The 13,536-nt window shown below is 66.3% G+C and carries 15 protein-coding genes; 8 read left to right on the top strand and 7 right to left on the bottom strand.

All coding sequences use genetic code 11. From position 1 onward, the window contains the following. Positions 1 to 424: EamA family transporter (locus tag ACEN88_RS11820; protein WP_413339812.1), on the bottom strand; the 424-nt coding region annotated here is incomplete at its 3' end. Between the two features lie 284 nt (positions 425 to 708). On the opposite strand from ACEN88_RS11820, the gene ACEN88_RS11815 reads away from it, so the two are divergent. Further along, a complete protein-coding gene (locus tag ACEN88_RS11815) occupies positions 709 to 1,176 on the top strand; it encodes an Lrp/AsnC family transcriptional regulator (protein ID WP_413339810.1) in 468 nt (155 codons plus the stop codon). Positions 1,177 to 1,185: 9 nt separating this feature from the next. Here ACEN88_RS11815 and ACEN88_RS11810 read toward each other — a convergent pair whose 3' ends face one another. The 5 genes from ACEN88_RS11810 to ACEN88_RS11790 all read right to left on the bottom strand — a co-directional run bounded on the left by ACEN88_RS11810 (position 1,186) and on the right by ACEN88_RS11790 (position 7,151). Then, positions 1,186 to 1,914: a DNA-binding protein gene (locus ACEN88_RS11810; protein ID WP_413339808.1), complete on the bottom strand. Its 729-nt coding sequence runs from the start codon at positions 1,912 to 1,914 to the stop codon at positions 1,186 to 1,188. Between the two features lie 135 nt (positions 1,915 to 2,049). Further along, on the bottom strand, positions 2,050 to 3,378 hold the full coding sequence (locus ACEN88_RS11805) for a diguanylate cyclase (protein ID WP_413339806.1): 1,329 nt from the start codon (positions 3,376 to 3,378) through the stop codon (positions 2,050 to 2,052). 164 nt (positions 3,379 to 3,542) lie between these two features. Next, complete coding sequence (gene sigJ, locus ACEN88_RS11800) at positions 3,543 to 4,433, bottom strand: RNA polymerase sigma factor SigJ (RefSeq protein WP_413339804.1); 891 nt, start codon at positions 4,431 to 4,433, stop codon at positions 3,543 to 3,545. 81 nt (positions 4,434 to 4,514) lie between these two features. Continuing rightward, complete coding sequence (locus ACEN88_RS11795; RefSeq protein ID WP_413339803.1) at positions 4,515 to 4,904, bottom strand: hypothetical protein; 390 nt, start codon at positions 4,902 to 4,904, stop codon at positions 4,515 to 4,517. Between the two features lie 81 nt (positions 4,905 to 4,985). After that, the gene (locus ACEN88_RS11790; protein ID WP_413339801.1) at positions 4,986 to 7,151 is read right to left on the bottom strand and encodes a TonB-dependent receptor plug domain-containing protein; all 2,166 of its coding nucleotides are present in this window, start codon (positions 7,149 to 7,151) and stop codon (positions 4,986 to 4,988) included. 195 nt (positions 7,152 to 7,346) lie between these two features. Here ACEN88_RS11790 and ACEN88_RS11785 point away from each other — a divergent pair, with 195 nt between their 5' ends. From ACEN88_RS11785 to ACEN88_RS11755, 7 genes are all read left to right on the top strand, one after another. Further along, the gene (locus tag ACEN88_RS11785; RefSeq protein WP_413339799.1) at positions 7,347 to 9,731 is read left to right on the top strand and encodes a DUF6701 domain-containing protein; all 2,385 of its coding nucleotides are present in this window, start codon (positions 7,347 to 7,349) and stop codon (positions 9,729 to 9,731) included. A 66-nt stretch (positions 9,732 to 9,797) separates the two neighbouring features. Beyond that, positions 9,798 to 10,052, top strand: a complete 255-nt coding sequence (locus ACEN88_RS11780) for a hypothetical protein (protein WP_413339798.1) — start codon at positions 9,798 to 9,800, stop codon at positions 10,050 to 10,052. After that, entirely contained in the window at positions 10,049 to 10,537 is a 489-nt protein-coding gene (locus ACEN88_RS11775; RefSeq protein WP_413339796.1) for a prepilin-type N-terminal cleavage/methylation domain-containing protein, read from the top strand. The genes ACEN88_RS11780 and ACEN88_RS11775 overlap by 4 nt, the downstream gene beginning before the upstream one ends. Continuing rightward, on the top strand, positions 10,527 to 10,988 hold the full coding sequence (locus tag ACEN88_RS11770; RefSeq protein WP_413339794.1) for a type IV pilus modification PilV family protein: 462 nt from the start codon (positions 10,527 to 10,529) through the stop codon (positions 10,986 to 10,988). The genes ACEN88_RS11775 and ACEN88_RS11770 overlap by 11 nt, the downstream gene beginning before the upstream one ends. Further along, entirely contained in the window at positions 10,985 to 11,839 is an 855-nt protein-coding gene (locus tag ACEN88_RS11765; protein WP_413339792.1) for a prepilin-type N-terminal cleavage/methylation domain-containing protein, read from the top strand. The genes ACEN88_RS11770 and ACEN88_RS11765 overlap by 4 nt, the downstream gene beginning before the upstream one ends. Then, positions 11,836 to 12,303: an MSHA biogenesis protein MshP gene (locus ACEN88_RS11760; protein ID WP_413339791.1), complete on the top strand. Its 468-nt coding sequence runs from the start codon at positions 11,836 to 11,838 to the stop codon at positions 12,301 to 12,303. Before ACEN88_RS11765 ends, ACEN88_RS11760 begins: the two co-directional genes overlap by 4 nt. 5 nt (positions 12,304 to 12,308) lie before the next feature. Beyond that, entirely contained in the window at positions 12,309 to 13,172 is an 864-nt protein-coding gene (locus ACEN88_RS11755) for a DUF817 domain-containing protein (protein WP_413339789.1), read from the top strand. Here ACEN88_RS11755 and ACEN88_RS11750 read toward each other — a convergent pair. After that, on the bottom strand, positions 13,141 to 13,302 hold the full coding sequence (locus tag ACEN88_RS11750) for a hypothetical protein (protein WP_258850763.1): 162 nt from the start codon (positions 13,300 to 13,302) through the stop codon (positions 13,141 to 13,143). The genes ACEN88_RS11755 and ACEN88_RS11750 overlap by 32 nt on opposite strands. Between the last annotated feature and the right edge of the window lie 234 nt (positions 13,303 to 13,536).

Genomic DNA, 13,536 nt, shown 5'->3' with positions numbered 1-13,536 from the left:
GCTGGCCCAACGCAGTCACGTCGCCCTTCGACAGCACGACCAGCACGCCGAGAATCGCCAGGAACATGCCGCCGGCCTGGCGGCGCGACAGCGGCGCCTTCCACACGAGCGTTTCGATCAGGGTCACGAGCGCCGGGCAGGCGGCGAAGATGATGCCCACGTTGGCCGCGCTCGTATGGCGCGCGCCGACGTATTGCGGTGCAACGGAAAGGCCCATGCCGAGGCCGGCCAGCAGCAGGATGCGCTGCCAGTTGGCGCGGAGCAGGCCGCGCAGCGCCCACAGGCGTGGACCGCACGACGGCAGCAGGATCAGGAACGCCAGCATCCAGCGCCCGAAGGCGAGGAAGACGGGCGGGATCCCCGCGCCCTGCGCCCAGCGGGCGACGACGAGGTTCGCTGCGAACAGCGCGGGGGTGATCAGCATGAGCGGCAGTTCGGCTGCGAAGGGATCACTCCGGTAGCCGGCGCCCGCCCGTGACACTGCATTCGACACGAGGGCTCCTGAACGAAAAGCGGCGGACGCGGACATTGCCGGGTAAGCGATGTTGCGCCGCAATAAAGGATAGCGCCATGGTAAGGGAGCACGCGCAGAATGTGCTTCTATTCAATAGCGATAACACGGCCATTTCCGCAAGGGTCTTCTGCAGAAATACGAAATAGAAGATAAAATCTCCGGCGTTATCTAGAATCTACGAAGGAAGCACTGCGATGAAAGACGGCCAGCTGGACGAGATCGACCGCCAGATCCTGCGCACGCTCAGCCGCGACGGGCGCATCAGCAACCAGAAACTGGCCGAAACGGTGCACCTGTCGCCGACGCCCTGCTGGCACCGCGTCAAATCGCTGGAGGAAGCGGGTTTCATTACAGGCTACGTCGCGATGCTGGACCAGCGGGCGCTGGGCATGCCGGACACGGTGATCATCGAGGTGACGGTGGACCGCCACGACGACGAGATCTTCAAGGCGTTCCAGGACGCCCTGGCCGAGTTGCCGGAGGTGATGGAGGCGTATCTGCTGTCGGGGGAGTACGACTACCTGATCAAGGTCGCCGTGGCGGGGACGGAAGGCTACGAGAAATTTCTCCGGCAGAAGCTGTACAAGCTGCCGGGGGTGACGCGGACGCGGTCGACGTTTACCTTGCGGTGCCTGAAACGCACCCCGTCCGTGTCACCCTGAGACCCAGCGTTACTTCTTCGATTTCAGCTCGGTCAGCTCGGCCCGCAGCTTGCTGCGCTCCGCGGTCGACTTGTCGAGCTTCGCACGCAGGTCGTCCAGCTCGGCCGCCAGGCTGTCGCGCGCGGTCGTCGCGCCCACGAGTTCCATCTCGGCGCGCAGGCGCGCGTCCGATTCGGCGGCCATGTCGGCCACCTTGCGCTCCAGTTCCTGGCGCAGCTGCGTCAGTTGCTGTTCCTTGCCGTCGATCGCGAGCTGGTCCTTCGCCTTGCTGACGAGGGCATCCATCGCGACCTGGCGCGCATTCTTGAGTTCCGCGTTCAGGCGCTCGATGGTTTCGTCGCGCTCGGCGATGGCTTCCTCGGACGCCGCCGTGGCGCTCGCCATTTCCTCGCGCAGCGCGTCGCGTTCGCCTTCCAGCACTTCGCCGGCCGAACGCAGCGCCTCGATGTCCGCCTCGTTGCGCTCCAGCGCTTCGCGATCGCCGGCGCCGGCCTGCTCCGCGAACTTCAAGGCCCAGTCCGCCAGACCGGCCAGCAATTCCTGCGGCAGCTCGGCCTTTGGGGGAGCCTTCGGCTTGACGTTCGCCGCACGCCACGCGGCCAGGTGCTTGAAGATGGCGTTCGGCGAACCCTCGCCGAGGAAGTCCTGCACCGCTTCGATGGTTACCGCTTCGCCATCCTCCTGCAAACTCTCGGCTGCGCGCGCAACGTCGTCGAATGTGACTTCTTGGCCTGCCATAAGGTCTTGACTCCTGCTTCGTTGGATTTCGGGAGTGCGTATGATACTTCCCGTAGAGAAATTCGGCAGCAATCAGCGCAAGAGTGTTGCGCGCCGGACGCGTTGCCGGCAAACCATTTCACAATTGGTAAGAATTCAGCCCGTTTGCGCGACCGGCGCGGCGATCGGGCGGATCTGGTTGCGCCCGCCCTGCTTCGCTTCGTACAGCATGGCGTCCGCGCGCAGGAACAATTCGTTCTCGCTGCGTCCGTCCGGATAGGCGGCCAGGCCGCCACTGAACGAGAAGTGGCGCACGTCGCCCGGCTTGACCTCGAACGCGATGGCGCCAAATGCCTGGCGCAGCGCGTCGAGCCGGTGCCAGCCATGCTCCAGCGTGCAATCCCAGAACACGACGACGAATTCCTCGCCACCGAAGCGGCTCAGCAGGTCGCCCTCTTCCATGCGCGCCGCCAGCGTCAGCGACAGACGCTTGATGACGATGTCGCCAAAATAATGGCCCCAGGTATCGTTGATGGTCTTGAACTTGTCGATGTCGATGACGCCGAAGCACAGCGGCCGGTTTTCCAGCACGGCGCGGCAGATCAGCGCCTGCGCCTTCTGCTGCAGGCCGATCTTGTTGAGCAGGCCCGTCGCGCGGTCCTTGCCGATCAGGTCGCGGTTGATGCGGATCTTGGCGGCCCGGTTGAGCAACTGGCGCGCGAGCAGCTCGGCATCGTCCATCGCGAGCAACGCATCGAAGCCGCTGTCCAGCGCGCGCCGCGCCAGCGCCGGGTCGGCGCGGCGTTGCAGCAAGGTGATCTCGCGCACGGGATCGGCCTCGATATTGCGCTTGAGAACGCGCACGACGGCTTCCGTCCGTTCGTATTCCGCGTCCGTGATCAGTACGATATCCGGCTGCAAGTCCTTGACGCGCAGGTGCAGCGTCTGCGGATCGGTGTGGTAGACGATGTCCAGCCGCTGTGCGCGTAGCGCCGCCTCGTCCCAGCCCGGCGGCGCGCCCAGCATGACCACGCGCACGACGTCGCCGCGTTTCTGCTGCACGAACAGGTTGAACAGCTTGTCGACGAGGACGTCGTTTGCGATCGGTTTTTCGGCGTAGGCGAGGCAGTTGCTGTCGACGAGGCGTTGCTGCAGCAGGAACCGGCTGCCCTGGCGCACGCTTTGCAGGTAGACGTAGCGGTGGTCCGCGGGCAGCCGCTGCAGCAGCTCGCCCAGCAGCAGGGTCTTGCGCGCATCGCGCAGGTCGGACTGCATGTTGTGCAGCGCGTCGAGGTCGACCACGTACAGGCTGTCGGCGGCATCGCGTTCGACCGCCGTCACGAATTCGCTCAGCTCATGGAAGAAGCGGATATCGAAATCGTACTTATGCGCGTGCAATTGCAACTCGGCCTGGTTGTCCTTGATGAAGAAGCTGTGCGACAAGAACAACACATGATTCTTGTACAACGAGGTATGCCCTGCCATCTGTTACACGCCTTCGAAGAGTTGACCATGGTAGCGTTGCGCCGACCGCCAGCATACCTCCGTTTGCGCCATGCATAAGAAAGAAAGCCCGTTTTTTTTGACTATCTGATCTTCCTCTGAGTGTTATCAGGAAAATATGTTGTGCGCTGACAAAAAGATACCGATCAGGCACGCAGGCCGGCCAGTCCGCCCAGCTTGTCCGGATTGCGTACGACATAGATGGCGGCGATGCGGCCGTCCTCGATGTGGATCGACGTGATCGCATCAGGCATGCCGTTGCGCCAGGTCAGCACGCCCGGCGCCCCGTTGACGGTGATGATGTCGTGGCGCGTGTCGGCGTTCGACCACTTGCGTTCGATGCCCGCGACGAGGCGGCCCACGCGGTCGGCGCCGACCACCTGCCTGACCGTCGTCTTGACCTTGCCGCCGCCGTCGCCCGTGAACGTGGCGTCCGCCGTCAGCAGCGCCTGCACCTGGGCCGGGTCGGCCGAACGGGCCGCCTGCACGAAGCGCCCCAGCAATTCCAGGTGCAGCTCGCGGTTGACGGCGAACCGGGGGCGTTCCGCCCGCACCCGTTCGCGCGCCCGCTGCAGCACCTTGCGGCAGGCCGCCTCCGTCTTGCCGACCATCGCCGCGACCTCGGCGTAATCGAAATCGAACACCTGGTGCAGCAGGAACACGGCGCGCTCTTCCGGCGCCAGCCGTTCGAGCATCAGCAGGAAGGCCGTCGAGAGGTCGCCGGCCGCCTCCAGCGCGCTTTCCGGCGACGCCGCGGTGTCTTCGACCAGCGGTTCGGGCAACCACGGGCCGACGTAATGCTCGCGCTCCGTCATGGCCCCGCGCAGCCGGTCGATCGAGAGCCGCGTGACGACGGTGACGAGCCACGCTTCCGGCGTGCGCGCTTCCAGGCTGCCGCCGTTCTGCCAGCGCAGCCAGGCTTCCTGGACGATGTCCTCGGCGTCGGCGCGCACGCCCAGCATGCGGTAGGCGATCCCGAACAGGCGGGGACGGAGACGAATGAATTCGTCGAGGGGAGTGGCGGTCTGGGTATCCATATCCATTAGACGGATGAGGCACACGTTTTGTGACCGCCGATTGTACGCCCCGTCAGCGCTGCGAAACAGCTGCCCGGACTGTCAGGGTGTCGTCCCGCACTCGACATCCAGCCGGGTGCGGGCATGCGACTTTCCCGGCCGCACCCGCATCGGTGCGCGTGGCGCGTCCAGCCGCACCGGGGTGAGTTTGCCGGCATACGGCGGCATGCCGGGATCGATCTCGACCGTGCTGCCGTCCGGCGGTACGCCGGCCAGGAAGGCGCCGATGGCGATGCGGACGATCATCCGGTTGCCGGGCTCAGCCTTCATGCTGACCCGCTTTTCAACCTTGTTGATGTAGAGGAACGTACACGTCGCCCCGGCGGGCGTCGTGATGTCGACTTTCTTCGGCAGGGAAAACCCGTAACGGCCCGTCGCCCACAGCTTGACGACACAGGTTCCGTGCTCCAATGACGAAAAAGTAAAGTTCATGCGGCAATGCTAACCGCCGTAACTCATCTGTACGTTTGGAATTTGTACCAAACCGTAACGGGTGGAACATTCGTTTCCTGGTCACATCTTCAGCTCGAGATTCACGCCGACGCGCGTGGCGCCCTGCTGCCAGCTGGCCTGGCGCGACAGCCCACCCGCGTCCTCGTAGACGCTTTCCGACTCGCCGTCCATGCCCAGGATATTGTTGAGCGTGAAGCGCAGCTGCAGGTGCGGATCGAGCTTCCACGCGGCATACGCGTCGACGTCGCGCCGCGTGTGCGCGTGGCGGATCTGGGCGTCCGACACGCGCACCCAGCCGCCCTGCTGGTACGCCATGCTGGCGCCGAAGCTGAGGCGATCGCGGCGGTAGTCGAGGCCGACGTTGGCCGACATCGGCGTCTGCCCGTCGAGGCGGTTGTCGGGGCCGGGCACGGTCGACACTTCCGACCAGTTGCGGGTCACGCTCGCGCGCATGTCGAAGCCGGCGGCGGCCGGGTTCAGCATGCGCAGCGGCAGTTTCACTTCGGCCTCGAGCGAATGCACGCGCGCGTCGCCGTCGTTCAGCGGGCGATAGATCCAGCGGCCGTCCGGATCGAGGTCCAGGCGCGTGCGGATATAGTCGCTGATCAGGCGCTGCGTGCCGCTCACGGACACCATCGCCCCGTCCGCCCAGTACTGCTCGAACGCGACGTCGACGCCGTTCGCCAGCTCCGGCTTCAGGCCCGGATTGCCGCTGGAATCGGGCGCGAAGCGGGTGTTCAGCGCGGACAGGTAGCGCCGCGCCGTCAGCTGGTCGACGGTGGGCGCCTTGTACGTGCGCGTGAGCGCGAGGCGCACCTGGCGGCCGCTCTTGTCGGGGAATTTGTACAAGGTCTGCGCGACGGGGCTCAGCACGTGGCTGCGCGACGTCGTCCCGGGCACGTTCGTCCCCGCACTCTCGGTCTCCACGCCTTCCCAGCGCCCGCCCAGGTACATCGACCACTGCTTCGTGATGCTCCACTCGTCCTGCACATAGCCGGCCAGGCGCGTGACCTGCGGCTCGTAGGCCTCGAGCACGTGCGTGGCGGGCGCGCCGTCCTGCTGGTCGACGCGGTCGCGCGAGTCCTCGTTGCGCTGGCGGCTCGCATCGATGCCCGTCACGAGCGAATGGCCGTCGAACAGCGAGCGCGCGAACTTGCCGCGGAACGACATGCGGCGCGGACGATACACGGTGTCCCAGTCGCGCAGCAGGTGGTGCGCGCGGCCTGCCGAATAATAATCCGTGTCGTTGTCGTTCTCGTCGCGGCTGCGCTCCCCCGACAGGCTCACGTCCAGCTTGCCGCCGGCCATCTTCGCGACCCAGCCGATCTCGCCGCGCATCATCCACTGGTCGCCCGACGTGCGGCCCGGCATGTCGATCCAGTCCGGATTGCCGAACGACCCGGCACGATTCTCGTTGTGCGAGACGCCGGACCACGCATGGCTGCTCGCCTGCAGGCCGGCCGACAGGTTCAGTTCGTTGTCCGCGTCGATCTTCCAGTTCAGGCGCGGGAACAGGACGCCGCCGCGGTAGGCGCCGCCGCCGTCGTAGCGGGTCAGGCGCGACTGCGCCAGCGTGCCGTCCGGCAGCGACAGCTGGTCCGCGCCGCGCGAATGAAACTCGTTGTGGCCGCCGAACAGCGTGCCGTTCACGAAGTACGACAGGGTGCCGACCTTGTCGCCCCACGTGCCGCCCATCGTGCCGCTGCGCTGCAACGGCGAGCGCGTCGCGTTCAGGCGCAGGTCGCGCTGCGGCTTGCTGACGACCTTGCGCAGCACGATGTTGATGGTGCCCGCGATGGCCTGCATCGAATACTCGGCGCTGGCGGCGCGGATCACCTCGATGCGCTCGATCTGGTCCGGCGTCAGCGCGTCCAGCGAAAAGCCGGGCGGCGGGCGGTCGCCGTTGACGAGGATCTGCGTGTAGCCGGCGCCGAGTCCCCGCATCTTGATCGATTTATCCGTCACCGTGACGCCCGGTGCGCGCTTCAGCACGTCGAAGATGTTGTCGTCGCCGTATTTGCGGATCTCCTCGGCCGACAGCACGGTCTTGCTGGCCGTGTCGTCGCGGCGCGGGTCGTAGGTGCTGGCCGAGCCCTTCACTTCCACCTTTTGCACAGGCTTGTCCTGGGCCTTGCCCTTGTCGGCCGGAGGGGTGGATTGTGCGAACGCGGCGCCGGGACAGGACAGCACGGCGGCGATGGCGAGGCAAAGAGGTGTGGGTGACATCGTCAGAGGGCAGAGGATTGCGTCAATACGCGCCAGCGTGGCAGCGTTCGGACCAAATAGTTCGAGAGACTAACGAATTATGCTATCTGGAATTCCGGCGTTTGTCACTTCCGCATTGCACCATCGAGACCTGCGGATCGCACGCAGTATTGATTTGACGAAATGCGTGTTCCGCCAATATATAATCACCGAGACATGTTCCTGCACCGACTTTATTTGTTGCTGCTTGCCCTGATGCTGTCTGCGGCAGGCAGCCCCGCGTTCGCCGGCAACCTCTACACGTTCAGCGGCGGCAGCCCCGTGAGCAACTGCACGCTGTCCGGCGCCGTCTATACGTGCCCCAGCCTGCCGCTGCCGGCCGGGGACGACAGCATGGTCATCGCCAGCGGCTATACGGTGAAGATCACGGCCGACACCACGTTCGGCTACAACCACAGCCTCACGATGAGCGGCAGTGCCGTCCTGATGAGCACCGGGGACCTGAACATCGGCGGCGTCGCCACGAACAACCTCAAGATCACGGGCGGCACGCTGATCGCGGGCGACGTGTTCAGCGTGGGCGCGCAGAACCAGACGCTGACGGCGAACATCCAGGCCGTCACGGCCAACCTGGGCACCGGTTCCGCTCTCAACCTCACAGGCAGCATCACGGCCACGGGCACCGTCAACGTCGCCTCGCACGCGACCATCAACGGCCCGATCAGCGGTGCGACGATCACCACGAACTCGCCCGTCGCCCTGAACGGCGACATCGTCGCGACCAGGTCATTTACCCTCGCCTCCGGCAGCACGGTCAAGGGCGACGTGACGGCGCCCGTCGTCCGCCTGATGCCGTCCAACACCTCCGTCCAGGGCGACATCAAGGCCACGACGTCGTTGCAGCTGGGGTCGTCCGACAGCGTCACGGGCGACGTGACCGCCGGCACGCTGACGCTCGATTCGTCCGAGGCGACCATCTACGGCAATGCGACGATCGACAGCGGCATCTTCAACTGGCACGGCCGCGTGACGAAGACGATTTACTGCTCGGGCGGCACCACCACCGGCAAGTGCGACTGCGTACAGAACGGCAGCGGCTACGACGTGAACACGTCCATGGGGCCGCGCTGCCAGGGCAATGTTGTAGCGCTCGATCACTTCCTCATCAACTACAACCCGGCGGGCAGCGTGTGCGCACCGTCGGCGGTGAAGATTACCGCCTGCGCCAACCAGGCGTGCACGGCCACGTACGGGGGCGGCGCCACCGTGACGCTGGCCCCGACGGGCCAGTCGGTGGCAATACCGACGTCCGGCAGCGCGCAGGCGGCCGTGAGCTGGTCCCAGGCCGGCACGTTCACCCTGGGGCTGACCGGCGCGACGACGGCCAGCGCCACGACCTGCATACGCACGGATACGGGCACGGGGGGCGACTGCAAGGTCGCCGTGGCCAGTTCCGCGTACACGATGACGCTGAGCGCCGACGCCGCCTACGCGGAGGCGCCCGCGCCCCCGCAGCTCACGATGGCCGCCGTGCGCTTCGACGCGAAACAGAATACGTGCGTGCCGCTGTTCAACAATGTGGATCGCAACATCAACTTCACCTGCGCCTACAGCAATCCGGCGAGCGGCACGCTGCCCGTCCGGCTGAACAATATTCCCCTGAACAGTGGCCAGAACGCCGCGGCGGCCTGCGACGGCACCGGCGCGACCGTCAAGCTCACCTTCAACGAGGAAGGCAAGGCGAGCGTGCCGCTGCAATACGCGGACGCCGGCGCGGTGACCGTCAAGGCGACCGACAGCGGTGCCGGGAGTCCACCGTCGGCCAACGTCCAGGCGACGTTCGTGCCCAAGGCGTTCACGCTCGCGCTGGCGAACGCCAATGTCCCTTACGTGGCGGGCAAGGAGTTTACGGCGACGGTCACGGCCCTGAATGCCGCGTCCACCCCGGCCGTGACCCGGAACTTCGGCCGCGAGCAGATAGCGGAAAGCGCGACACTGGTGCCGGTGACATGCCAGCCAGGCAACGGCAACGGCCTGCTCGCACAGACGGCATCGGCTATCCTTGCCGGCGTGCAGACGGTCAAGGCCACGTGGAGCGAGACGGGCCGCATCGACCTCGTCGCATCGCTCGCCAACGGCGCCGGCTACCTGGGGACGGGCGTGCTGCCCGCCACCGCGGCGACGGGCAGCGCGGCCACGGGATGCACCGGCGGCGTCGGCACGTTCGGCCCGGCCTACTTCACGTTCGACACGGACACCGACTGGAAGCGCACCTCCGGTTTCTACGGCGGCACGCTGGCGCAATACTATTCGGGCGAGCCCGCGATCAAGCTGACGGTCACCGCGCGCAACCTGCAGAACGGCGTCACGCAAAACTATGACGCCACGAATGCGCGCGACGTCGTGTTCACGGGCTTGAACGCCGACGGCAGCGCGCTGGCGGCCGGCGGCGCCTTCAGCCGCTCGCCCGGCTACCCGGTCACCGACCTCGTGGGCAAGGCGCAATTGCGGGCAGCGGACTTCAAGGCCGGCGTCGCGACATGGGCCGGCAGGGCGGTGGTGGAGTCCTCGGCGTTCATGATCCACATCTGGCCCGTGTAATACTCGATCGACACGGGAATCCGGAGCAGGGCGCCGGCGTTCACGGGCGGCAAGGCCGACCTCACGTTGACGCCCTCCGCCGCCGCCCACGTCAGCGTGCCGTTCGCGCTCAACCTGGGAACGACGGCCGCCAACACGTCCTGCTACGCCAGCCGGGGCGCGGGGATGTCGACCAGCACGGGCGCCGCCCTCGCGTTCCTGCGCAGCCCGGACGCCTCCTGCGCAGCCGCCGGCAACGTCGACCCGTCCGCGCTGGCCACGTTCGGCGTCTACGCGCCGGAGACGAAGCGCATCATCCACACGCGCGAGGTGTTCCGATGACTCGCCCTGCCCGTCGCGGCGGCTTCACGATCGTCGAGCTGGTCGTCGTGATGATCATCATCGCCGCGCTGGCCGCCATCGGCATCCCGCGCCTGACGGGCGACAAGTCGGCGGAAGCGGCCGTGTTCGGGGACCAGGTCGTCAGCGGCCTGCGCCGCGCTCAGAAGATCGCGATGGGGCACCGGCGCGTCGTGTCGGCGAACGTCGGGCCGAAGGCCGTCGTACTGCGCGTGAACGGCAACAACAACGGCTGGATCGCGCTGAACGGCGTGGGCGACGACGACTATGCGACGAGCGACAGCGCGCTCGCGGTCACGACCGGCAACCTGCCGGCCACCCTGTACTTCCAGCCGGACGGCCGCATCACGACGGACGCCGGCGGCGCGGCCGCCTGGGCGGGCGGCCTGTCCGTCACGGGCGCGGTCAACGGCGGTACGATCTTCCGCACCATCACCGTACAAGGCGCGACCGGCTATGTTGAATAAAGCCAGGCGCAGCACCGGCGTCACGCTGGTCGAACTGATCGTCGCCCTCGTCATCATGGGCGTCGCGCTCGGCGGCATGGTCGCCGTGTACACGGCCACGACGCGGTCCAGCGTGGATCCCGTCCTCGTGCAGCAGATGCAGTCGATCGCGGACAACATGATGGAAGAGATCCTGATGAAACCCTTCGCGCCGGGACCGGGCACCGGGGCGCGCATCAACTACGACGACGTCAGGGACTACAACGGCTATGGCAAGGGCATGACGGGCATCCGCGACGTCGAAGGCAACCTCATTCCGGGGCTGGAGCGGTACTCGGTGAGCGTCGAGGCCGGGACCGCGGCGCTGGCCGGTGTCGCGTCGGCGGCGGATGCGGTGCGCGTCGTCGTCACCGTCTCCATGCCGGGGGCCGGCGCCGTCGTGCTGACCGGCTGGAGGACCAACCCATCATGACCCGCCAGCGCGGCTTCACCCTCGTCGAACTGATCATCGTGATGGTCATCGTCGGCGTCATCGCCGGCGTGCTCGTGCTGCAGATCCGGCCGGCCATGCAATCCTATCTCTCGATCCGCCAGCGCGCGAACCTCACGAGCCAGGCCGATACCGCGCTGCGCCGCATCCTGTGGGAAGTGCGCACGGCCGTGCCGAATTCGCTGCGCTATACGTGGACGGATGGGCAAAACCAGTGCATCGAATTCGTGCCGACGAAGGATGGCGGCCGGTTCCGCACGGCGGCGGACTACGAGCATGCAACCGCAGGCAACCCGTTCACCCGCGACGCCGCCACGGATACGTTCGACACGCTGACGCGCATCGACGCCAGCTATGCGGGCGATTATCTGTTCATCGGCAACGTGAACGGGAACGACGTCTACAACCCCGCCAACAGCTGGGCGATCAAGAGCATCGCCGACGCCGCCACGACGACCCAGGGCCGGAACACGGTCACCCTCGCCGCGCCGGCGACCCTGCCGGCCGGCTACGAAGGCGGCCGTTTCGTCGTCATCCCGAGGCTCGAGCGGGCCGTGACCTACACGTGCACCCGGCAAGGCACGGACGGCGCCGGGACGGGCACCGGCGTCATCTACCGCGTCACCGGCTACACGCCGAGCACCACGCCGGCGAAGAACTGCCCGACGAGTGGCGCGATCCTCGTCGCGAAGGTCAGCGACTGCAACTTCCTGTACCGCGAAAGCCAGGGCGCCACCCAGCAGAGCGGTTACCTGCAGCTGCGTCTGGGCCTGGCCGAAGGCGGCGAATCGGCCCGGCTGACGATGGGCGCCCACGTGGAGAACACGCCATGACGGCCCGGCGCGCGGGCGGGTTCGCGTACATCGCGGCCATCATCTTCCTCGTCGTGCTGGCCGGCTTCGCGCTGGCCGTACTGCGCCTGTCGGAGACGGAGCAGGTCACCGTCAACCAGTCCTTCCTCGGCACCCGCGCGAGCCTCGCCGCGCGCACGGGGCTCGAATGGGCGTTCTACAAATTGAAAGCCAAGGACGCGACGTGCGATACCGTGAAGGCCGTCCCGGACTTCAGGACGGACACCGGCTTCACGGTGAACGTGGGCTGCGCCACGCAGACGTATGACGAAGGGCTCGGGCCGGATGGGAAAACGGTGAAAAAAGTCATCTTCGAGCTGACCGCGACGGCCTGCAACGGCAGCACGTGTCCGGGCTCCGACGCGGACCTCGCGAATCCGGACTACGTCGAACGCAAGCGCACGGCGTCGATCTGCGTCGCGTCCGACGGCACCGACTGCTACTGAGGCCCATGCTCCGCCGCGCCCCGCTCTCGCTCGCCGCGCTCGACACGTTGCTGACGGACGCGCGCACCCGCGGCATCGCAGGCTGGCGCCGCGGCGTGCTCGAATTCCTGATGTTCGGGATCAAGGAAGCGCGGGCATGCCTGTTCGCTGGACTGTTCTTCGCCTGCGTGCTGCTGGTGCCCCGCGCCGGCCTGCTCGGCGTGCCCCGCTACGACCTGCTGCTGGGGGCGGCGCTGGCGATCCAGGCGTGGATGCTGAAGAGCGGACTGGAGACCCGCGACGAACTGAAGGCGATCTGCCTGTTCCACGCGCTCGGGTTCGCGCTGGAGGCGTTCAAGACGTCCAGCGGCATCAAGTCGTGGAGTTATCCGGACTTCGCCTACACGAAGGTGTGGGGCGTGCCGCTGTTCTCGGGGTTCATGTACGCGGCGGTAGGCAGCTACATCATCCAGGCATGGCGCCTGCTCGACCTGCGGGTCCGCCACCATCCGCCGTACTGGATGGCCGCGCTCGTCGCGCTGCTGATCTACCTGAATTTCTTCACACACCACGCGCTGGGGGATGTGCGCGGGTACCTGGCAGCCGTCGCGCTCGGGCTCTACGCCCGCACGACCGTCAGTTTCCGTCCGCTGGACCGCGAGCGGCACATGCCGCTGCTACTGGGATTCGTGCTGACCGGGTTCTTCATCTGGCTGGCGGAGAACCTCGGCACGTTCTGGGGATTGTGGCGTTATCCGAACCAGCTGGGCGCGTGGTCGGCCGTCCACGTCAGCAAGTGGAGTTCGTGGTCGCTACTGGTCATCATGACGTTCACGATCGTCGCGAACCTCAAGCACGTCAAAGCGCGGATACACGTACCAGAGCAGTGACGCCGGTCTTGGCCAGCGCCATCGCCACGGGCAAGGCGCACAGTACGATCATCACACCGATACGCACGCGGCGCGCGCGCTGTTTCTGTTCCTCGAAACGGGAAACGCGGAATCCTGCATCATGGTTCATGGAAGTCCTTTCATGTGATATGAATGAGCCAATCATAATATGGAGGCCGAGAAACCCGCGACACGAATGGATTTCCCGCGAATCCGATGCTACCCCGATAAGTTACATTGCGTTGGGGTAAAAGATCAGATTACACCGCCTGGCTATACAAATCCATGAGGCAGATCTAACCAAGGTTAAATTCCGCAAGATCGTCTGATTTTCTCCACGACAGAATGGCAAGCCCGCCGGCTC

The organism is Massilia sp. CT11-108 (assembly GCF_047302915.1).
In the GTDB taxonomy this organism is placed as follows: domain Bacteria; phylum Pseudomonadota; class Gammaproteobacteria; order Burkholderiales; family Burkholderiaceae_D; genus Telluria; species Telluria orientalis.
Note: the sequence above shows the minus strand (reverse complement) of the source record. Positions and strands in the feature narration are given on the sequence as shown.